Source organism: Streptomyces sp. NPDC027189 (assembly GCF_055566975.1).
Genome location: NZ_JBVHRI010000022.1, coordinates 38826 through 59862, shown reverse-complemented (window position 1 = coordinate 59862; position 21037 = coordinate 38826). Strand labels below are relative to the sequence as shown.

General features: G+C 70.0%; 14 protein-coding genes. 5 read left to right on the top strand and 9 right to left on the bottom strand.

All coding sequences use genetic code 11. The features are described 5' to 3' along the window. The first annotated feature begins 49 nt into the window (after positions 1-49). The gene (locus tag ACZ4RZ_RS37295) at positions 50-211 is read left to right on the top strand and encodes a toxin-antitoxin system HicB family antitoxin (protein ID WP_467751425.1); all 162 of its coding nucleotides are present in this window, start codon (positions 50-52) and stop codon (positions 209-211) included. Next, positions 208-1416 carry an RNA-guided endonuclease InsQ/TnpB family protein gene (locus tag ACZ4RZ_RS37290; protein WP_467751423.1) on the top strand — a complete coding sequence of 403 codons (1209 nt, stop codon included), beginning with the start codon at positions 208-210 and terminating at the stop codon, positions 1414-1416. Before ACZ4RZ_RS37295 ends, ACZ4RZ_RS37290 begins: the two co-directional genes overlap by 4 nt. Before the next feature lie 73 nt (positions 1417-1489). Here ACZ4RZ_RS37290 and ACZ4RZ_RS37285 read toward each other — a convergent pair whose 3' ends face one another. The 9 genes from ACZ4RZ_RS37285 to ACZ4RZ_RS37245 form a co-directional block, all read right to left on the bottom strand. Beyond that, a complete protein-coding gene (locus ACZ4RZ_RS37285) occupies positions 1490-2311 on the bottom strand; it encodes a hypothetical protein (RefSeq protein WP_467751422.1) in 822 nt (273 codons plus the stop codon). Next, complete coding sequence (gene dgoD, locus ACZ4RZ_RS37280; RefSeq protein WP_467751420.1) at positions 2308-3453, bottom strand: galactonate dehydratase; 1146 nt, start codon at positions 3451-3453, stop codon at positions 2308-2310. The genes ACZ4RZ_RS37285 and dgoD overlap by 4 nt, the downstream gene beginning before the upstream one ends. Further along, on the bottom strand, positions 3450-4187 hold the full coding sequence (locus tag ACZ4RZ_RS37275; RefSeq protein ID WP_467751552.1) for a FadR/GntR family transcriptional regulator: 738 nt from the start codon (positions 4185-4187) through the stop codon (positions 3450-3452). Before ACZ4RZ_RS37275 ends, dgoD begins: the two co-directional genes overlap by 4 nt. 35 nt (positions 4188-4222) lie before the next feature. Further along, positions 4223-4996 carry an SDR family NAD(P)-dependent oxidoreductase gene (locus ACZ4RZ_RS37270; protein ID WP_467751419.1) on the bottom strand — a complete coding sequence of 258 codons (774 nt, stop codon included), beginning with the start codon at positions 4994-4996 and terminating at the stop codon, positions 4223-4225. A 72-nt stretch (positions 4997-5068) separates the two neighbouring features. After that, on the bottom strand, positions 5069-7147 hold the full coding sequence (locus ACZ4RZ_RS37265) for an alpha-galactosidase (RefSeq protein ID WP_467751417.1): 2079 nt from the start codon (positions 7145-7147) through the stop codon (positions 5069-5071). Continuing rightward, positions 7144-7992 (bottom strand): carbohydrate ABC transporter permease, encoded by an 849-nt coding sequence (locus ACZ4RZ_RS37260; RefSeq protein WP_467751415.1) that lies wholly within the window; start codon positions 7990-7992, stop codon positions 7144-7146. Before ACZ4RZ_RS37260 ends, ACZ4RZ_RS37265 begins: the two co-directional genes overlap by 4 nt. Then, complete coding sequence (locus ACZ4RZ_RS37255) at positions 7992-8927, bottom strand: carbohydrate ABC transporter permease (RefSeq protein ID WP_467751414.1); 936 nt, start codon at positions 8925-8927, stop codon at positions 7992-7994. The genes ACZ4RZ_RS37260 and ACZ4RZ_RS37255 overlap by 1 nt, the downstream gene beginning before the upstream one ends. Position 8928: 1 nt before the next feature. Then, positions 8929-10215, bottom strand: a complete 1287-nt coding sequence (locus ACZ4RZ_RS37250; RefSeq protein WP_467751412.1) for an ABC transporter substrate-binding protein — start codon at positions 10213-10215, stop codon at positions 8929-8931. A 115-nt stretch (positions 10216-10330) separates the two neighbouring features. After that, complete coding sequence (locus ACZ4RZ_RS37245) at positions 10331-12460, bottom strand: DUF8189 domain-containing protein (RefSeq protein ID WP_467751411.1); 2130 nt, start codon at positions 12458-12460, stop codon at positions 10331-10333. A 281-nt stretch (positions 12461-12741) separates the two neighbouring features. Here ACZ4RZ_RS37245 and ACZ4RZ_RS37240 point away from each other — a divergent pair, with 281 nt between their 5' ends. From ACZ4RZ_RS37240 to ACZ4RZ_RS37230, 3 genes are all read left to right on the top strand, one after another. Further along, positions 12742-16818, top strand: a complete 4077-nt coding sequence (locus ACZ4RZ_RS37240; protein WP_467751409.1) for a discoidin domain-containing protein — start codon at positions 12742-12744, stop codon at positions 16816-16818. Positions 16819-17043: 225 nt separating this feature from the next. Beyond that, positions 17044-18417 carry a hypothetical protein gene (locus ACZ4RZ_RS37235; protein ID WP_467751407.1) on the top strand — a complete coding sequence of 458 codons (1374 nt, stop codon included), beginning with the start codon at positions 17044-17046 and terminating at the stop codon, positions 18415-18417. Between the two features lie 101 nt (positions 18418-18518). Then, complete coding sequence (locus ACZ4RZ_RS37230) at positions 18519-20888, top strand: FUSC family protein (protein WP_467751405.1); 2370 nt, start codon at positions 18519-18521, stop codon at positions 20886-20888. Positions 20889-21037: the final 149 nt, after the last annotated feature.

Sequence of the window (21037 nt, the reverse complement as noted above, 5' to 3'; positions counted from 1 at the left end):
GGTCTGGTCCTGGACGTGAGCTCTCGTCAAAATTGGTAGCATTTTGGTTGTGGCTAGAGGAGATCGCCGGGAGTCGCTGAACCTTCGCATTCCCCCCGAGTTGAAGCGGCAGATCGAGGAGTACGCCCACCGCACGGGCGTCTCGCTCAACGCAGCCGCGTGCGTTCTCCTTGCCGACGCCTTGCGTATCGACCGGCGGCGCCAGTCGTGATCCGCGCGTACAAGTTTCTCCTTCGCCCCACAGCCCGCCAGGAGCAGGCCCTGCGCGAGATGCTCCGCGACCACTGCTCGCTCTACAACGGGGCCCTTCAGGAACGCCGGGACGCCTGGCGGCACAGCTCGAAGACGAGCATCAAGTACGTCGACCAGTCCGCCCAGCTCAAGGAGATCCGCGCGTTCGACTCGGAGCGTCAGGGCCGCTGGTCCTTCTCCGCCCAGCAGGCGACGCTGCGGCGCCTGGACAAGGCGTTCGCAGCGTTCTTCCGCCGCATCAAGGCAGGCGAGAAGCCCGGATACCCGCGCTTCCAGGGCGTCGGCCACTTCGACACCGTGATCTTTCCCAAGGACGGCGACGGCTGCCGCTGGGACTCCACCCCGCACGATCCGCACACCCGCGTCCGGCTGAAGGGTGTCGGCCACATCCGCGTGCACCAGCACCGGCCTTTGAAGGGCCGCGTGAAGACGATCGCCGTCAAGCGGGAGGGAAGCCGCTGGTACGTGGTCCTGTCGTGCGACGAGGTGCCCGCCGAACCGCTGCCCCGGACGGGAGCAGCCGTCGGCATCGACATGGGAGTCACACACTTCCTGACCACATCGGACGGCGAGCACATCGCCAACCCACGCTTTCTTCAGGCGGCGGCCGGGGAACTCGCCGAGGCGCAGCGACACCTGGCGACATTCCCCAAGCGCACCCGCCGCCGCACGAAGAAGCACCGTGCCGCCGCACGGAAGGTCACCAAGATCCACGCGCAGATCCGGCGCCAGCGCCTGGACCACGCGCACAAGACCGCCCTCACCCTCGTGCGTGACCACGACGCGATCGCGCACGAGCGGCTGAACACCGCGGGCATGACCCGCGCCCCCCGGCCCAAGCCCGACCCCGAACAGCCCGGTGCGTTCCTCCCGAACCAGCGGGCTGCGAAGGCAGGGGTGAACCGATCGATCCTCGACGCGGGTTGGGGGGTGTTCCTCGCGATCCTCGCAGGCAAGGCTGAAAGCGCCGGTCGGACCGTCGTCGCGGTGGACCCCCGCAACACCTCCCGCACCTGCCCCGACTGCGGGCACATCGCGAAGGAGAACCGCACCACCCAAGCAAAATTCCAGTGCACCGCCTGCAAGTTCGCAGCCAACGCAGACCACGTCGGCGCACTGAACATTCTCAACAGGGCCGGGCTGGTCCTCTGTGACGTAGCCTAGCCACCGACACAGGAAGCCCGCGCGTTTACGCGTGGGTGGAGTCACGGACGAGGCTCCTTGTTCACAGGTCGGTTCAGGGGCAGCGGCAGTCCGCGGTCAGCGTGAGCCGCCAGCGGACTTCCCCGGACTCCGGCACGCTGGCGGCGTCACCGGGGCCCGCCTCGGCGAGGTCGAAGACCCGGCCGAGCATCGGCTCAACTCCCGTACTGCGATAAGGCCGTTCGGCGGGAAAGCCGCCGAGGTTGCGCCACAGGCCGATCGACAGAGGCTGCCCCTCGGCTTCGAGAGCCAGTGCGAGGCGGTCCTCGTGGTCATGGACGCAGCAGCGTGCCGCGTCCACGACGGCACCGACCGCGGTGCCGTCGTCCGGTCCGAGTCGGTCCAGGCTCAGTCCGCAGGGGGTGGGCCAGCTTCCCTCCACCCAGGGGGCGCCGGCCGGCCATGTCCGGCCCAGCAGCGTGGCCGCCTCCGGGAAGAGACGGGTACTCGCCCCCGCGCGGGCGTGCAGGACAGCGTGCTCGGACAGGTCGAGCAGGGCGTGGGCGGCCCAGACGAAGCGGAAACCCGGGTCGGCGGTCAGGACGTAGTCGGCCTCGGCGCCGTCGGCCGTGGGCCGCATCGTGCGCGTCAGAACGAATCGGCTCGCACGCACGGTTTCCGTGCCGTGCCTGTCCCGTGTCCAGGGCCGTGACCAGGCTGCACCGTGGTCGGGTGCACCCCGCACGGTGGGAACGCATTCCTCCAGGCCTCCCGCATCCACGAAGGCATCGCCGGGGGACACGCTCTCGCGTTCCGGGGCCTCGCGCCTCCACAGCCATTCGCGGCCGCCTGCCCGCAGCGATGTCCAACGGCCGCCGTGCGCAGGGTCGGTGACGATGTCCAGGGGCACCGTCACCACTCCGTGAAGGAGCCGTCGGCGTGCCGCCACACCGGGTTGCGCCAGGTGTGGCCGGTGCGGTCGGCCGCGCGTACGGCCGCCTCGTCCACGGTGATGCCCAGGCCGGGTGCCTCGCTGCGCGGTGCGTACCCGTCCACGAACCGGAACGGTTCGGGGTCGACGAGGTAGGAGAGCAGGTCGGCGTCCTTGTTGTAGTGGATACCTCGGCTCTGCTCCTGGATCAGGAAGTTCGGTGTCGCGAACGCGATCTGGAGGCTGGCCGCCAGTGCGATCGGGCCGAGGGGGCAGTGCGGGGCGAGCTGGGCGCCGTAGGTCTCGGCGAGCGAGGCGATGCGGTGCACCTCGGAGATGCCGCCGGCGTGGGACAGGTCCGGCTGGGCGACGGCGATGCCCGCGGCGAGGACGGGCAGGAACTCGCTGCGCCCGTAGAGCCGTTCGCCGGTGGCGAGCGGTACGTCGGTCGCCGCGACAAGCCCGGGCAGCAGGTGCCCTTGTTCGGGGACGACGGGTTCCTCGACGAACAGCGGGTGCAGACTGGCGAGTTCGGCCAGGACCCGGCGGGCGCTGGCGGCGGTGAAGCGGCCGTGGAAGTCGACGGCGACGTCGCGGTCGGGGCCGAGGACCTCGCGGGCGGCTGTCACGCGGGCGACGACCGCCGCGGTCTCGGCCGCGGTGGCCACCGGCGATGTGGCTCCGGCACCGTTCATCTTGACGGCGGTGAAACCAGCTTCCACCTGGGCGGATATCTGCTCGGTGAGCTCGGCGGGTTCGTCGCCGCCGACCCAGGCGTAGACCCGGACCCGGTCGCGCACGGGGCCGCCCAGCAGAGCGTGCACCGGGGCGCCGTACGTCTTTCCCGCGATGTCCCACAGGGCCTGGTCGAGGCCGGCGACGGCGCTGGACAGGACGGGGCCGCCGCGGTAGAAGCCGCCCTTGGTGAGTACTTGCCAGTGGTCCTGGATGCGCAGCGGGTCCTGGCCGACGAGGTATTCGGCCAGGACGTCGACGGCGGCGCGGACGACCTCGGCGCGTCCCTCGACGACGGGTTCGCCCCAGCCGACCACGCCGTCGTCGGTCTCGATGCGGCAGAACAGCCAGCGTGGCGGGACGAGGAAGGTTTCGATGCGAGTGATCTTCACTGAGCGCGGGAGCCTTCCGTCTCGTCGGAGCCGCCGATGCGGTCCAGATCGCGGCCGGCTTGGTCGAGCAGGGCACGCATCGCGGCCTCGGCGGCCAGCGGGTTCTGCTCCCGTACGGCGTCCAGGACGGCGTGGTGGGCCGGTACCGGGTCCTCGCTGTGGGGGTGGCTGTGCACGATCCGGTCGCGGTGGGCCAGGCCCGACTCGATCACCATCTCCATGCGTTCGAGGAGTTCGTTGTGGGTGGCGGCGAGCAGGGCGCGGTGGAAGGCGAGGTCGGCCTCGACGGCGTGTGCCGCGTCGGTGCCCTGCTCCCCCATCGCCTCCAGGGCCTTGTCGAGGGCGGCGAGGTCGGTATCGGTGCGCCGCTCGGCGGCGAGGCGCACGGCGGCCGGTTCGATGATGGCGCGCACCTCGGCGAGGTTGCGCAGCAGCGCGCGGTCGGCCTCGGTGGTGCGGCCGCCCTCGAACTGCCAGCGCAGTACGTCGGCGTCGAGCAGGTTCCAGTCGGCCCGGGCCCGTACGAAGGTGCCGCGCTTCTGCCGGGCGTCGACCATCCCCTTGGCGGCGAGCACTTTGAGGGACTCGCGCAGCGCGGTGAGGCTCACGTCCAGCTCGCTCTGCAGTGCCACCAGGTCGAGCGTGGCTCCCTCGGGGATCCCGCCGCTCAGGATGCGGCGGGCGAGGGCTTCCACGGTCTGACCGTGCACGCCGCGACGGGCGTAGGGCGTCATGTCGTACAGCCTTTCTGCTTCAGAGGTGAGCGTGGTCATGCGGAGGCCTTGACGACGCTCCAGCCGCCATCCACGACGAGACTCGTCCCCGTGATGTAGGAGGCTTCGTCGGCGGCGAGGAATGCGATGGCCGCTGCCACCTCCTCGGGAGTGCCGAAGCGGCGGGCGGCCGTCTCGGTGATGCTGCGCTCCCGGTCCTCGGGGCGCACCCTGTCCCAGGCGGCGGTCAGGATCGGCCCGGGCACGACGGCGTTGACACGTACCTCGGGCCCGTATTCGACGGCGAGTTGACCGCACAGGGACAGCAGGGCGCCCTTGGAGGCCGCGTAGGCAGGATGTCCGGGGATGCCCTTGTAGGCGTGGACGGACGACGTCAGCACCACCGCCCCCGAGCGGGCCCGCAGATCGGGTACGACCGCTTGGAAACCGAGGAAGCCGCCGGTGACGTTGACGGCGAACTGCCGCTGCCACGAGGCGAGGGACATCTCGTGAGCCGGGGTGACGTCGACGGTGTAGGCGTTGCTGACGAGGACGTCCACGGGTCCGAAGTCGTGGGCGGCGGCCACGATCCGTGTCCAGTCGTCCTGCGCGGCGACGTCGGCTCCGACGAACCGGGCGAGGCCGCCGGCCTTGGTGATCTGCTCGGCCACGGCCTCGCCGCGCTCCTCGGCGATGTCGGCGAGCACGACGGCGGCTCCCTCCAGGGCGAGGCGTTCGGCCGTGGCGGCTCCGATCCCGGAGGCCGCGCCGGTGACCACGGTCGTGCGGCCGGTGTAGCGGGCACCGTACCGTCGTGCGGACTGGTCCATCGTGGGGTTCGACTCCTTGGTGAGAACGGAACTGCTGGTCTGCCGTGCTGGGCAACCTATGCCGGACCGGGGTTACTGCCGTGTCAGCACCACCAGTTCGGCGTCGTGGCCGGCGCTCCAGGTGAACGGGAGTCCGTAGTGGAGCAGATGGGCTCCGCTGTACGTCGTTCCCGTGGCGTTGTCGCGGTAGCGGGCATCGGGGTCCAGGCCTCGCAGCCGGAGCCGGTCGGCACGGCCGGGCACGAGCGGAGCGCCGTCGAGGCGTCCCGTGCCGAGCGCGGCGACGACCGTGCGGCCCGCGTCCGGGGCGTCGCACTGCACACCGCAGGTGGAGTCCTCGGGGGTGCCGAGCAGCCGGGCCTCGCCCTCGTGGATGACCTGGCGCACCTCCTTGTAGCGGGCGATCCACCGGGCCGCCTCGGCTTGCTGTTCCCCGGTCCAGGCACGCAGGTCGGCACCGATGCCGAGCACGCCGCACATGGCGTTGACGAAGCGGAAGGCGAGGCTGCGAGGACGCGGGTCGAACACTCCGGGGGCATCGGTGACCCAGGAACTCATGACGTGCGGGGCGTGGGCGTGCAGGAAGCCGTACTGGATGGACAGCCGGTCCAGTGGGGCGGTGTTGTCGCTGGGCCAGACGACATCGGTCCGCGCGAGGGTGGCGTGGTCGATGCGGCCGCCGCCGCCCGCGCAGCCCTCGACGGTGACAGCGGGGTGGGTGGCGCGCAGGTGGTCCAGGACGCGCAGATATCCGCTGACGTGCCGGGCGTCCAGGTCGAGCCGGTCGGCGCGTTCGGTGCCCGGGCGGCCGCGTTCGGTGGGCGGCCGGTTCATGTCCCACTTCAGGTAGCCGATGTCGTACGCGGTCAGCAGCCGGTCGAGTGTGCTGATGACGAAGTCCTGGACGTCGGTGCGGCCCAGGTCCAGCAGCAGCTGGTTGCGGACCAGGCGGGCCGGGCGGTCGTCGATCCGGTAGACCCAGTCGGGGTGTTCGGCGTAGAGGCGACTGTTCGGGCTCACGGCTTCCGGCTCGACCCACAGGCCGAAGTCCAGGCCCAGGGCTCGTACGTCGTCGACGAACCGGTCGAAGCCCTGCGGGAAGGCCGCCGGGTCCGGGTACCAGTCGCCCAGTCCCCCGGTGTCGTCGGCGCGGCCGGGGAACCATCCGTCGTCCACGACGAACAGTTCGACTCCGATGTCCGCGGCCGCCTCGGCCAGCTCCAGCTGGCCTGCCGCGTCGACGTCGAAGCCGGTGGCCTCCCAGGAGTTGTAGAGGACCTTGCGGGGGCGGTGCAGCCGCTCGCCGGAGAGGTGACGTTCGTAGCGGTGCCAGACGCGGGAGAGCCCGTCAAGGCCGTCCGGACTGAACGCGCACGCGAGGCGGGGCGTCACCAGGGTGTCGCCAGGAACCAGACGCACCGCACCCTCGTGCGGGACCCGCCCGGCGCGCACGCGCACGGCGCCACCCGGCTCGGCCTCGGCCGTGATGTGCCAGTTGCCCGGCCATTCGAGGGCGACGCCGTACGCGGCCTGCGCATCCCCGTCCTGCACGGCGAGCCAGGGTGCGTACGCGTGTCCGGGCACACCCTGGAGGCTGCCCATGCTGAACGTGCCTCTGCTCAGGTCGAGTTGGGTGCGCTGGAACTCCTGCGACCACTGGCCGGTGAGGTAGGTGAGCCGGGCCGCGCCGGTGACGGGGATGTTCACGGCGGCCGAGTCGAATCGCTCCAGGCGCAGTTCCTCCACGCCGGTCAGCTCGGTCCAGCGGAGGATCACGTCCGTGTCCGGCACGGTCTCGTAGCAGAGGACCGTACGGAGGCCCAGCACGGCGTCGGTGAAGGCGAGCCGCAGCGTCCCCTCCCCTTCCTCCGCGCCGTCGAAGTCCCACCACACACCCCGCTCCTCGCCCGGGCGAGCGGCCACGAGCTCGGCGCCGGTGAAGGGCCGTAGCCCGTACGGCAGATACTCGGCGGGGGCCGCGTCGGCGGGCGTGATGAAGTGCGTGCGCCTCGACCAGTCGAGGGCCGAGGGACCGTGCTCGACACCGAGCGGCCCCCAGGCGTCGAGCTCGGCCCACGGGCCGTCCGGGGAGAGGCGGACGGTGTAGCTGGTGTTCTCGGTGCGCAGGGTCCAGCGCCGGTACGAGGTCACTTCACCGCTCCCAGGTTGAGTCCGGCCACGAAGTGCCGCTGGAACCGCAGGAACACGGCCACGGTGGGCGCGGCCGCGATGACTGACCCGGCGGCGATCACGTTCCACATCGACACGTACTGCCCCTGGAGCCCGATGAGGGCGGCGGTGATCGGCATCTTGGTGTCGCTGCGCAGCACGGTGATCGCCCAGAGCAGGTCGTTGAAGATCCAGGTGAAGGACAGGGCGCTGAGCGCGGCGAGCGCGGGGCGGGTCAGCGGGAGGATGATCCGCCAGAAGATCTGCCAGGGACCTGCGCCGTCGACGACCGCCGCCTGCTGGATCTCGGCCGGTATGGCGCGCATGAAGCCGTGCAGGACGAAGACGTAGAAGCCGACGCCGAAGCCGATCTGCACGCCGATGAGGGCGGGCAGGGTGTCGAAGATGCCCATCAGCTCGCTCAGCTTGGAGACCGGGATGAGCAGGATCTGCGGCGGGAGCAGGTTGCCGCCGAGCATGAGCAGCAACAGAAAGCGGCGGAAGGGCAGTTCGTAGCGGCTGAGGGCGAACGCGGCCATGGCGGCCAGGGCCAGCGTCACCAGGACACACGGCACTGTGACGACCAGGCTGTTGATCAGGGCGCGTTGCTGGCCGCCGTCGACCCAGGCCTGGCGGAAGTTGCCGAGGGTGAAGGAGCGGGGCCAACTGCCCAGGCCGTGTGCCGCGACGTCGTCGAAGGAGCGCAGGCTGGTCACCAGGACAAGGGCGATGGGCAGCAGCCACAGGACGGCCAACGCACCCGCGCCCAGGTGGAAGCCCGCGGTCGCGGCTCGTTTGCGGCGCAGCGCCGTGGACGTGGCGGACATCAGTCGGCCTCCCGGAAGGCACGGACGAGGTAGGAGCAGATGACGCCGAAGGCGAGGACGAAGATGACGACGGCCAGGGCGGAGCCGTAGCCGAGGCGCAGGGACTGGAAGGCGGTGGAGTACATGTACGTGCTCAGCAGCTCGGACGAGTGGTAGGGGCCGCCGCGGGTCAGCGACCACACGACGTCGAAGGAGCGCAGCGAGTCGATGACGATGACGGACAGGACGACGGCGTTGACGCTGCGCAGTTGGGGCAGGGTGACGTGGCGGAAGCGCTGCCACGCTCCGGCGCCGTCGACCTTGGCCGCCTCGTACAGGGCCGGGTCGATGCCCTTGAGACCGGCGAGGTAGAGCACCATGACGTAGCCGATCTGCCGCCACAGTGCGGGCACGATCACGGCGTACAGGGCGGTGTCCTGGTCGGCGAGCCAGGCGTGGCGCAGGCTGCCGAGGCCCACCGATTCCAGGAGTTGGTTGAGGACGCCGTCGGGCTGGTAGATCGCCTGCCAGACGAGGGCGGTGGCGACCAGGGAGAAGACGACGGGCAGGAAGAGGGCGGCCCGGTAGAAGCCGACGCCGCGCCGTTCCTGCTGGAGCAGGAGTGCGGCGGCCAGGCCGAGGAGCGCGGACAGGCCGCCGAACAGGAGCAGCCACAGCACGGTGTGGCCGGCCGCGCCGCGGAAGGTGTCGTCGTGGGCCATCTCCCGGAAGTTGTCCAGGCCGATGAACTTCGGCGCCGAGACGCCGTCCCACTGGGTGAGGGCGAGGTAGAAGCCCTGCAAGGCGGGCCAGAACACCCACAGCGCCTCGGCGAGCAGCGGGACGAGGACGAAGGCGAGCACCAGCGGGGGTGTGCGACGGGGTCCCCGGCCCCGCTTGACGCCAAGCGGCGTCGGGGCCGGGGACTTCCGTTCGGGGGCGGTCAGGACGACCACGTCAGGCCTGCCAGATCTTCTCGGCGTCGCGCTGCCAGTCGGTGAGGATGGAGCCGATGGACTTCGGCTTGGCCAGGAACTTGGTCAGCGCGGTGTCCGCGGTGGGCTGGAGGGCGTCGCTGGAGTCGCGGTTGAAGAACTGGGTGATCTCGACGGCCTCCTCGATGTGCTTGCGGCCCTTCTTCACCAGGGCGGTGCCGGCGTCCTTCGCGTCCGGGTGGCACGGCAGGACGGTGCCCGACGATCCCTTGATGTAGATCTCCTGGGCCTCGGCCGTGGCGAGGTAGCGCATCAGGTCGACGACCTGGTCGTGGCGGCCGGTGCGGGCGCTGGCGAAGTAGCCGTCGGCGGGCGCTTCCTCGGCGAGCGGGACCTTCGCATCGATGACGGGGAAGCGGAAGAAGTCGATGTCGTCGAGGGCGTCCTTGGGTGCGGCGTCGGCGAAGAAGGTGCCGATCAGCATCATGCCGCTACGGCCGTTGAGCAGCGTGGTCGTGGCGTCCTGGAAGGCGACGGCGGTGCCGTTCGGGTCGAAGTAGGGCAGCACCTCCTGCCAGCGGTCGAAGACCTTGCGTACCTCGGGGTCGTCGAACCGGTGCTTCCCGGCGAGGAGTTGACGGTGGTAGTCGGCACCGTTGATCCGGATGTCGAGGTAGTCGAACCAGGCCGAGGCCACCCAGGGCGTGTTGCCGCCCGCGCCGAGCCCGATGGGGGCGATGCCCTTGCTCTTGAGCTTGTCGCACAGGTCGAGGAAGTCGTCCCAGCTCTTCGGCTCGCTCACGCCCCACTTGGCGAAGTTCGACTTCCGGTAGAACATGCCCCACCAGTAGTAGGTGGTGGGGACGAAGACCTTCTTGCCGGAGCTCGCGGTGCACAGCGAGTTGAGCGCCTTGGAGTAGCGCTTGAGGTCGGGCGAGGTCCAGACGTCGTCGAGATCGAGCAGCAGGTTCTTCTTCGCGTAGGCGTCCGCCACCGAGCCGGGGTACCAGGTGTACACGTCCGGCGGGTTGGCAGAGGTCAGATACGTCGGCAGCTGGGTGCGGAAGGTCTCCGCGGCGACGGTGTTGAGGCTGGCGTGCCCGGATCCCTGCTTGGCGTAGGCGGCGACGATGTCCTCCATCGCGGCCTTGGCCTGCGGGGCGGAGAGGTTGGACTGGAGGGTCACCGCGCCTTTGGAGGAGCTCTTGCCGGAGGAGGTGGAGGTGACACAGCCGCTGAGGAGTGCGGCCGTCCCGGCGGCACCAAGTCCGGCGAGCAACCGGCGTCGGCTGGGCTGATGGTTCGTCATGAAGGACTCCCTGTGGCTCCGCGCGGCGGGGCCGGCCCTCCTGACGGCCGGGGCCCCGCTCGCGGCGGATCCAGATTCGCGTGGCACTCCGGCCACGTCAAGAATAATTACTAATTTATTTGAACTGGGTCCGGTAGACGTAGCCGTCGACGCCACGGAAGACCGCGTCGACCGTGCCCTCCGGCCCGGCAACCGCACCCAGCACACCGTCGAAGGCGGCACTGGGGAACTCCTGCCGCTTGGTCCAGCCCTGCCAGGCACCGTCCTGGTAGCGCTGCTGCCAGAGCGTGTAGTCGGCGGCTCGCGCGTACAGCACCACGCCGTCTCCCGCGGCGACCAGCGTCGGACTGCCGCTCACGGTCCCGCCGAGCGAGCTCCATGCCGACCACTCCCCCGACGTCTCCCGCGTCCGCGTCCATACGTCGTCCGCCGCGGTGCGCACGGCAACATGGACGCGTCCCTGGGCGTCGACGACGGCGGACGGGCGCCCGTACATCGGCCGGTCACCGGGTGCGCCGAGGGACGTCCACCCGGACGACGGCCCGCGCTGCACGATCCGCCCGTCGGCACCGCGCGCGAACAGCGTCCAGTGCGCGGGGTCGGTGAAGGCCACGGACGGCGCGTCGGTCAACTGCTCGCCCAGGCTCTCCCATTGCCCCCAGCGCCCGTCGGCGAAGATCCGCCGGTACGCCCGGGAGTCGGTGCCGCGCACGAAGACGTCGATCCGGCCGCCCGCGGAGGCATACGCGGCGGGCTGGCCCAGGATCCTGCCCTGCGCGGGACCGCCGAGGTCCCTCGTCCTGCCGTCGGTCTGCTGGACGAGGGAGCCGTGCGGGCCCCGCAGGAAGGTGGTCAGCGTGTCGCCGTCGCGCACGACGGCCGGGCTTGCCGTGGTCTTCTCGCCCAGGCTCGTACCGGGCAGGGCGTCCGCCCCGGTCAGCTTCAGGAACGCGGTGCCGTGCGCGGGAACCTCGACGGTGTACGACTCCGTATGCGTGCCCCGGTCGGCGCGTGCCCGCAGGTCGCGGACCTGGACCGGCCCGCCGAGCCCGACATCGGCGAACCGCACCGTGCGCTCGGCGGGTTGGTCGGAACGGTTGAGCAGCACGACCGCGCGCCGTCCGTGCCCCTGGAGGACCTTGCTGTACGCGTCGCCGACCGAGTCCGTCGCCACCCGTACGCCCTGGACGGCGAGCGGATCCTGGTCGACGGCGATGATCTCGGGGTTGCGGAGCGTGCCGATCATCGAGTCGGACAGGGTGCGCGGGTCGGAGCCGAGCACGAGCGGTGAGCCCATCTCGGCCCACATCACGAACTGGGTGGTGGACTCCTCCTGCGTGAGTTCGAACGACCCGTCGGTCATGCGGCGCATGGGGATGAGGTAGTCCGGGTCGTTGTAGTGTCCCGGCCCCTGCGCCTCTGGATGCCAGGCGTTGGCGTCCATGTTGCGCAGCACGTTGGGCCACTGCCCGGGGCTCGGGGTGCCCCAGGCGATGTCGGTGCCGGTGCGCCAGGAGTCGGCCATCGTCGGGGCATAGACGTACGTGTTGTGCGCGTCCTGCTCGGGCGTGTGCGGCAGGCCCCAGTCGTCGGTGAGCGGGTTGCACAGATTCAGCAGCATCCGGCGGCCGGACTTGGCGACCGCATCGCTGAACTCCTTGAACGCGGGCCCCGGATCGAGCTTCGCCCCGATCCCGCACAGGAAGTCGACCTTGATCGCGTCGATCTTCCAGCCCGCGAACTGCCGTGCGTCCTCGGTGTAGTGGCCGCGGCTGCCGAGGCCGCAACTCTTGCCGCCGTCGTAGGCGCCGGCATCGGTGTAGATGCCCGCCCGCAGACCGCGCTCGTGCAGGTAGGACACGAGCGCCGGGATGCCGGAGGGGAAGCGGTCCGGGTTGGCCACCAACCGCCCCTGAGCGTCACGGGGGTTGTCGGCCTGCCAGCCGCCGTCGAGCCAGACGATGTCGTAGCCACTGTCGCGCAGACCGCTGCTGACCAGCTTGTCGGCGACGGCCCGTACCTCCTTCTCCGTGGGCGCGCCCAGCCCGTAGTACGTGTTCCAGCCCATGTAGGGCGTCGGCGCGAGACCGCTGTCGTAGTAGTCGGGCGCGCCCTGGTCGACGGCGGTCTGCGCCGTGGCGGTGGGGGCCGCGGTCACGGCGAGGACCGTCGCGATCGCGGCCGTCGTGGCACGGCGCCTATGTCTGAGACCTGCGGATGTGCGGGCCTGCGGGTGTGAAGTCACTTGCCTCTCCCGGGGGTTGGGAAGCAGGAGGACGTGACGCGGGCCACGCTGCAACGGGGGCCGTCGGCGTCACGGCGACGACTGTGGCGCGCGTCCGAAACCCTGTCAATATTTATTACTAATTTATTCAAAGACCTCTCGCGGTCAGGCCGGAATCCTTGACAGCCCTCCTCCCGGGGTGCAGTGTTCGGCAACGTTGTCAGAGGCGCTTTGGTAACGTTGTCTTCCGCATGTCGCAGGTCTCCCATTTCCTCGAACTTCCCTGATCGGAGCCATAGTTGATGTCTGATCAGTTACCCCGTCCGTCCCGTCGGACCGTCCTCTCCGCCGGCACCACCCTTCTCGCGGGCTTCGGGCTCGGCATGGCCCTGCCCTCCGAGGGATTCGCGGCCGAATCCGGACAGCTGAACCGGCCCGCCGCGCCCGGTGAACTCGCGGCCTACCGCCCCATCTCCGTGTCGTCCACGGACTACGCCCCCACACCGGGTGAGTTCGTGGTCGACAAGGTCAACACCGTCGGAGTGCGCGGCACGGGATGGCGCGCCGCGCCCGGCGATCCCCAGTGGATATCCGTCGACCTCCAGGCGCCGTGCGAGGTCGACTCGCTGCGCCTCACCTTCGAGGCGACGGCGGGCGACCCGCCCTACACCGACGCCCCCGGCGGCAACCCGCGGGACAACACGACGGGGCAGGAGATCCTCTCCAGTTGCGCGGTCGACTTCGTCATCGAGACCTCTCGGGACCACAAGGCGTGGACGGCCGTCTACCGCACCGACTCCGGTACGGGCGGGGTCATGGAGATCACCCTGGCGAAGCCCGTGACCGCTCGCTGGGTGCGCATGACCGTGCACAAGCGGTCCAACACCAACCCGCTGGGCCTCAACGGCCTTCAGGTCTACGGCACCTGCCGCACCGCCCGGCCCGACGCCACCGGCTGGACCGACTGGGGCACCCACCACCGGACCCCGCCGGCTCTGGAGATCGCCGAGGACGGCACCGTACCGCTGGAGTCCGGCTGGGACCTGACGATGGACGACTGGGCCGGCGGCGACGGCGCCGCGCTGTCGGGGCCATCGGCGGACACCAGCCGCTGGCTGCCCGCGACCGTCCCCGGGACCGTCCTGTCCTCACTCGTGGACCAAGGACATCTGCCCGATCCGGTCGCCGGGTTCAACAACCTCCACATCCCGGAGGCCCTCTCGCGCCACGCCTGGTGGTACCGGCGCGCCTTCCGTCTCCCCAAGGACCTGCGCACCGGCGAGGGACGCCGCGTCTGGCTCGAGTTCGACGGCATCAACCACACCGCCGACATCTGGTTCAACGGCAGCAGAGTCGGCGACCTCACCTTCCCCTTCGCCCGCGCCGCATACGACGTGACCGAGCTGCTGACCGACGGCGAGCAGGCCCTCGCCGTGCAGATCACCCCCATGCCGTACCCGGGCAGTCCCGGCGACAAGGGCCCGGCCGGCCTCGCCTTCGTGGACGCCGGCGCGAACATGATGAACCGCAACTCGCCCACCTACCTGGCTTCGTCGGGCTGGGACTGGATGCCGGCCGTACGGGACCGGGCCGCCGGCATCTGGAATCACATCCGGCTGCGCTCCACCGGAGCGGCCGTTCTCGGCGACCCCCGCGTCGACACCAGGCTCCCGGACCTGCCCGACACCCGTACGGCCGAACTGACCGTCGTGGTTCCCGTGCGCAACGCCGACGCGGACGCCAGACCCGTCACCGTATCGGCAGCCTTCAACGGCATACGACTGAGCCGGACGGTCACCGTGCCGGCCGGCGAGAGCGTCGACGTCACTTTCACTCCCGCTACCCACCCCCAACTACGGCTGAATGAGCCGAAGTTGTGGTGGCCCAACGGCTACGGCTCCCCGGACCTGCACGAGCTGACCCTCGCCGCCTCCGTCGCGGGCGAGGAGAGCGACCGTCGGACCACCCGCTTCGGGATCCGCCAGTACGGCTACGAGTACGACGTGCCGCTGACGTTCCAGTCCGGCAGCGACGCGTACGCGCAGACCGTGAACTTCACCCGTCAAAAAGCCCGCTACGTCAGGATCATGTGCCGTACGCGCGCCACCAGTTGGGGATCGTCGCTGTGGGGTCTGACAGTCTCGGACAGCTCCGCACCCGACACCGACCTGGCCCTGCACAAGGAGGCCGCCGCCTCCTCCGTCGACGACGCGGCCAACCAGCCCGGCAACGCGACGGACGGTGATGCGGGCACCCGCTGGTCCTCGGCCTTCGAGGACGACCAGTGGATCCAGGTCGACCTCGAGTCCTCGCTGTCCTTCGACCGCGTCGTCCTCACCTGGGAGCAGGCCTACGCCAAGACGTACACCATCCAGGTCTCCGACGACGGCGACACCTGGACGGACGTGACAGCGGTCGACAACACGGCGGTGCCGCTTCCCTTCCGGACGGCGGGTGCGGCGAGCCTGCAGAGCGTGGAGTTCGCCACCACCACCGCACGGTTTCTGCGTATCTTCTGCCGTACTCGGGCGACCAGTTGGGGGGCGTCGATGTGGGGGCTGTCGGTCGTCGACAGCGCTTCGCCGGACGCCGATCTGGCCCTGCACAAGCCGGCCACCGCCTCCTCCATGGACGACCCCGGGAACCAGCCGGGCAACGCGGTCGACGGAAATCCCGCGACCCGCTGGTCCTCTGCCTTCGAGGACGACCAGTGGGTCCAGGTCGACCTGGGGTCCAGGGTCTCGTTCGACCGCGTCGTCATCCTGTGGGAGCAGGCCTACGCCAAGACGTACACCATCCAGGTCTCCGACGACGGCGACAGCTGGACGGATGTGAAGTCGGTCGACAACTCCCCCGTGCCACTCAAGATCAGTGTCAACGGGGTCCGTGTCTTCTGCCGCGGCGGAAACTGGGGCTGGGACGAACTGCTGCGGCGCATGCCCGCCGAGCGGATGGACGCAGCCGTGCGGATGCATCGCGACATGAACTTCACGATGATCCGCAACTGGGTGGGCAGCAGCAACCGCGAGGAGTTCTACGCCAGTTGCGACGAGCACGGCCTTCTGGTGTGGAACGACTTCCCCAACGCCTGGGCCATGGATCCACCCGACCACAAGGCCTTCCTCGACCTGGCGCAGGACACCGTGCGGCGCTACCGCGTCCACCCCAGCATCGTCGTGTGGTGCGGGGCCAACGAGGGCAACCCTCCGGGCCCGGTCGACGACGGTATGCGCGCCGCGGTGCGGGCCGAAGCACCCGATCTGCTCTATCAGAACAACTCGGCCGGCGGAATCGTGTCCGGCGGCGGCCCCTACGGCTGGGTCGAGCCGGAGCGGTACTACTCCGCGTCCACCTACGGCAGCGGGAGCTTCGGCTTCCACACCGAGATCGGCATGCCGGTCGTGTCGACGGCGGAGACGATGCGCCGCCTCGTCGGCGACGAGCCCGAGTGGCCCATCGGCGGCCCCTGGTACTACCACGACTGGAGCACCAGGGGGAATCAGGCGCCGCAGAACTACCGGGCCGCCATCGAAGGCCGGCTCGATGCCGCCGAGGACCTCGAGGACTTCTGCCGCAAGGCGCAGTTCCTCAACTACGAGAACACCCGCGCCATGTTCGAGGCGTGGAACGCCCACCTGTGGGACGACGCGAGCGGGCTGATGCTGTGGATGTCCCACCCCGCCTGGTACAGCACCGTGTGGCAGACGTACGACTACGACTTCGACGTCAACGGCACCTACTACGGCGCCCGCAAGGCCAACGAGCCCGTCCACGTGCAGGCCGCCCCCACGGACGGGCGAGTGGTCGCGGTGAACCACACGCCCAGGGCCATCGCCGGCGCCACGGTGTCCGCGCGCTGTTACGACCTCTCCGGCCACCGGCTCGCCCCCGAACAGCGCAAGACCGTCGACATCGCCCCCTCCGCCACCACGTATGCGTTCACCGCCGGCTGGACGGACGACCTGCCGGACTTCCATGTGCTGCGAGTGCGCCTCACCGACGCACGCGGCGGATCGTTGTCCGAGAACACGTACTGGCGCTACCGGGGTGCCCACGACATGCGGGCGCTGAACAACCTCGAAAGGGCCCCGGTGTTCCTCGACATCACCGAAACGGACCACTCGGGCGAACGCCATGAGCTCACGGCCCGGCTGCGCAACCGAGGTTCGTCGGTTGCGGCCATGGTGCGTGTCTCGCTGCGCGACGCCATGACCGATCACCGGGTGCTGCCGACGCTCTACAGCGACAACTACCTGTGGCTGCTCCCCGGTGAGTCCAGGACCATCACCGCGTCATGGCCCGCCACTGCTCTTTCATCGAACAAGCCGAAACTCCGGATCGAGGGCTACAACGTGAAACAGACCTCCGCACGACCGTGATACCGAGCGCACCGAGCGCGTGCCCGAGTCGCCCCAGGACTGTCCGAACACTATGAACAGAATTGATCGAGCCATGGTCCAGTGCCGCACCCGTTCCTAGCATCGCAGCGCAAAGACGCGCCAACGCATGCGAGGGGGCCAACCTTGATCAGGCGAAACCCATCACGGCAAACAGGCAGGCGACGCAGGAGACTTGGCGCGGCATTGACCGCCGCCTCATTGAGCATGACCATCAGTGCGCTCGCCGGAACAACGCTTGCGACAGCGGACACCCAAGGCCCCGCGACCGTGGCGTGCCCATCCGGTCTCGATGGAACGGTCAAGTGCTACACCGGCCAGGACGTCGACGGCGCCTACTACGCCATCGCCGTCCCCGAGCACTGGAACGGATCGCTGGTCGTGCATGCCCATGGTGGGCCCGACCTGGGCGACGGCTCCGACCCCGGGCGCAGTCTCGACGACTTGGGCCGGTGGGCAGTCATGGTCGATCAGGGCTACGCCTGGGCCGGTTCGTCCTACCGCCGCGGCGGCTACGGCACTCGCATGGCCGCGGCCGACACCGAGAACGTGCGCCGCCTGTTCGTCTCCCGCTTCGGCACACCGAAGCGGACCTACGTGCATGGCCAGTCCTGGGGCGGAGACGTCGCAGCCAAAGTCGTCGAACTGTTCGGGAAGAAGAACGGCCCCTACGACGGGGCTCTGCTCACCAATGGGGTTCTTGCCGGCGGTTCCCGCGGCTACGACTACCGTGTCGACCTGCGAGTGGTCTACCAGTACTACTGCCAGAACCATCCCAGGCCCACCGAGCCGCAATATCCGCTGTGGCAAGGGCTGCGGGTCGACTCCACCATGACCACCAACGGTCTGCGCACCCGCCTTCAGGAGTGCACCGGCTTTTCCTCCGCCCCGCAGGAGCGGACCGCACAGCAGCAGCGCAACCTCGATGACATTCTCGCCGTCACAAAGATCCCGGAGCGCACCCTGGAGTCCCACCTGCGCTTCGCCACCTTCACCTTCCGCGACATCGTCCACAACCGCCTCGGCGGCCGTAACCCCTTCAGCAACCAGGGCGTTCGATACTCCGGCTCCCATGACGACAAGGCCCTCAACGCGGGTGTCGAGCGCTTCTCCGCCGATCCGACCGCCGTACGGGACTTGTCCTACGACAGCGACCTCACGGGCAAGGTCGACATCCCGGTCCTCACGCTCCACGCGATCGACGACCCGACGGCATTCGTCGAACACGAGGCGGCATACCGCGCCACACTGCAAGGCAGCCACCGGGACAACTATCTGGTGCAGACGTTCACCGGGGAGCACGACCACAGTCAGCTGAGCAACTCCGAATACGCCGACTCCATTTCGGCCCTGGACACGTGGGTGCGTACCGGGAAGAAGCCAACCCCGAAGTCGATCGCGGCGTCGTGCGCGACATTCGACAGCCTCTACGGAACGGGATGCTTCTACGACTCGAATTTCCACCCCTCGCCCTACGCCTCGCGGGTCGCCGCCCGCCCGGGCGGACGCGACTGGCCGGCCATGACCCCGGCACAGGAGAAAGCCTGGAGCCGTATCGAGGGTGTCGGTATAGCCCCGTAGGACGTCACGCCCCGGGGGGGTGCGCCGGCACATCAAGCGACGGGACGCTCCGGCGGCGACCACTTCGCACGGATCACCCGACCGGCCGTCGCTTGCCCTGCTTGGCGTCACTGATCCTGCGCAGGCCCCGGCCCGGGCAGATACTCGCGACGACGGGGTACGCGGGCGCCGGGCGACGGGAGGTGTGCGAGCGGATGCAGACATCCGGCCGGGGCCTCAGGTGGCTGCGCACCCACGATCCGGAGCTGGCCGCGACCCGCCGAGCCGCACGTACCGCGCTGGTGATGCCCGCCCTGTTCGCACTGTGCAGCCAGGTGCTGCACGCGCCCACCATGGCGACCTTCGCGGCGTTCGGCTCGTTCTCGATGTTGTTGCTGGTCGAGTTCACCGGCCCGATGGTGCAGCGGTTGCGCGCCCACGTGGGCCTCGCGGTGGCGTGGGCGGCGCTCATCTGCCTGGGCACGCTCGTGGCCCGCGAGACCTGGCTCGCGGTCGCCGTCACCGTCGTGGTCGGGTTCCTGGTGCTCTTCTCGGGCGTGGTCAGTTCCGTCCTCGCGGGGGCGACCACCGCCCTGCTGCTGGCCTTCATCCTGCCGGTGACCTCGCCCGCACCGCTGTCGCAGCTACCCGACCGGCTCGCCGGAGCGGGCCTTGCTGCCGCCGGCGCCATGCTTGCGATCTCCCTGCTGTGGCCCCGGCCCACCGCCGACCCGCTCAGCGCGCCCGCCGCCCGGGTCTGCCGCGCGGCCGCGGCACAGCTACGCGCCGACGCATCCCATCTGGCCGGAGAGCCTGACGCACCGAGCGCCCAGCAGTGCGAGGCCACCGCCGATCAGGCCACCGCCGCGGCATTGGACCTCCGTACCGCCTTCGACGCCACGCCCTACCGGCCCACCGGACTGTCCACCAGCTCCCGGGCCCTGGTCCGCCTGGTCGACGAGCTCACCTGGCTGTGCACCATCGTGGCCGACAGCGGCCCCGCGAACAGAGACCACCCGACCTGCGACCCCGGGGCACACGTCGTTCGGCGGGTCGCCGCCGCGGTACTGGACCAGGCGGCCGACCTGCTCGACGATCCCTACGGCTCACCCGACGCGCTCCGCACCGCATCGGAGGACCTGGACATGGCCATGACCGGCATGGAGCGCAGCGCCACCACCCGCCTTTCCATGCCCCCACCCCGACCTGGCGCTGAGTGGGAACCCGGCGCCTTCATCGAAACCCTGGACTTGTCATTCCGCGCCCAGGAATTGGGTTTCGCGACCCTCGAGATCGCAAGCAACGTGGGCCTGGCCGCGGCGGCGCAACAACGCGGCTGGCCGGACCGGCTGCTCGGCCGCGAACCCGGCGCCCTGGCCCGACCGCTGGCGTCGGCCCGCGAACGGGCCGTCGCCCACCTGAAGCCGCACTCGGTCTGGCTGCACAACAGCCTCCGGGGAGCGGTCGGCCTGGGCATCGCGGTTGCCCTGTCGAACCTGACGAGCGTTCAGCACTCGTTCTGGGTACTCCTGGGGACCCTCTCGGTGCTGCGCTCGAACGCCCTGAACACCGGGCAGAACGCGGTCCGCGCCTTGGGCGGCACGATCGTCGGGTCGCTCATCGGGGCTGGACTGCTGCACCTCATCGGCCGGCACGGCACCGTGCTCTGGTTCCTGCTCCCCCTCGCCGTGCTGGTCGCCGGCATCGCCCCTGCCGTCATCTCCTTCGCCGCCGGCCAGGCAGCCTTCACCATCACCCTGGTCATCCTGTTCAACATCGGCCAGAACCCGGACTGGCACATCGCGCTGCTGCGCATCCAGGACATCGCCATCGGCGGCGCGGTGAGCGTGCTGGTGGGCCTGTTCTTCTGGCCGCGCGGCGCCGCGGCCGCCATCAACCAGGCGCTCGCCGAGGCGTACACCGACAGCGCCCGCTATCTGACCGGCGCGGTCGATTACGCGGTCGGTCGCTGCGGCTCCAGCCCCGCGCCGGCCGATGTCCCGCTGCAGGAGAGACGCCAAGCGGCCGCCGCGGCCCGAAGACTTGACGACGCCTTCCGCAGCTACCTCGCCGAACGCGGCCCGAAACGCCTGCCGCTGGCGGACATGACGACCCTGGTCACCGGCATCGTCGGACTGCGCCTCGCCGCCGACGCGGTGCTGGGACTGTGGCAGCGCTGCGAAGAGCGGTACACCGAAGCGGACCGGACCGAGGCCCGGCTCGTACTGCTGAGCTCCGCCGGTCAAGTGTCCGGCTGGTACCGCGACCTGGCCACGAGTCTCGGTCGGCACACCACACTCCCCGATCCACTGCCGCCCAACCCCGCGGCCGAGGCACGCCTGGTCGACTCGCTCCGCCGCGACCTGTGGGACGAAAGCGGACAGGCCACGGACACAGCCGTCCGCATCATCTGGACCGCGGACCACCTCAACGCCGCCCGCCGCCTCCAGCCGAGCCTGGCCGCGGCTGCGAGGTCGCACAGTCCGTCCTGACCAGCCGAAAGGCCCCACTCCCATCTCGTGAGACGTGGGCCCGACTCACTCGCCAGTCGGCGGGAAGCATGCCACGGGAGACGGTTTCCTCCGAAACCCCTGCGGCGTACACCGTCTGATGGAGAAGGACATGCACCACTTCGCCGACG